The following is a 646-nucleotide window of genomic DNA, read 5'->3' as shown; positions in this document are numbered from 1 at the left end:
ACGAATCGCTTTTTACAAGCAGAGAAATTGAAAGAAAATAATAAAAAACAGGCAAGTTAATCTAAAAAAAGGAATGACTCATACATAATGAGCATTCCTTTTTTTCGTTTTCTTACTCAGTAAATACCATTAAAAATATATTTATATCAATCTTTCCCTTTTTTATTCCACTAAAAGTTTTTCACATAAATGACATAAATCGTATGGTCTAACTATATAGTTGAAAAGGAATGCGACATTAAAGCGTCGCTGAAAAACTTATCCAAGAAAAGGGAGGAAAAATCTTTTGAAAAACAAAATCATTGTTTTCCTATCTGTTTTGTCATTTATTATTGGTGGTTTCTTCTTTAACACAAATACTTCAAGTGCTGAAACATCATCTACTGATTACGTTCCTAACCAATTGATCGTTAAGTTCAAACAAAATGCATCTTTAAGTAATGTGCAATCTTTTCATAAGTCTGTTGGTGCTACTGTTTTATCTAAAGATGATAAGTTAGGTTTTGAAGTCGTTCAATTTTCGAAAGGTACTGTAAAAGAAAAGATAAAAAGCTATAAAAACAATCCAGATGTGGAATATGCAGAGCCGAATTACTACGTTCACTCCTTTTGGACTCCGAACGATCCATATTATAAAAATCAATAT

Annotated in this window: 1 protein-coding gene; it reads left to right on the top strand. The window is 29.9% G+C overall.

What is annotated here, in order from left to right; translation table 11 throughout:
* Positions 1-286 precede the first annotated feature (286 nt).
* A partial coding sequence (locus KI369_RS26265) for a S8 family serine peptidase (RefSeq protein WP_438800516.1) occupies positions 287-646 on the top strand: 360 nt, incomplete at its 3' end.

This window comes from Bacillus sanguinis (genome assembly GCF_018332475.1).
GTDB lineage: Bacteria > Bacillota > Bacilli > Bacillales > Bacillaceae_G > Bacillus_A > Bacillus_A sanguinis.
The sequence above is the reverse complement of the archived record's forward strand: the minus strand, read 5'-3'. Positions and strand labels throughout refer to the sequence as shown.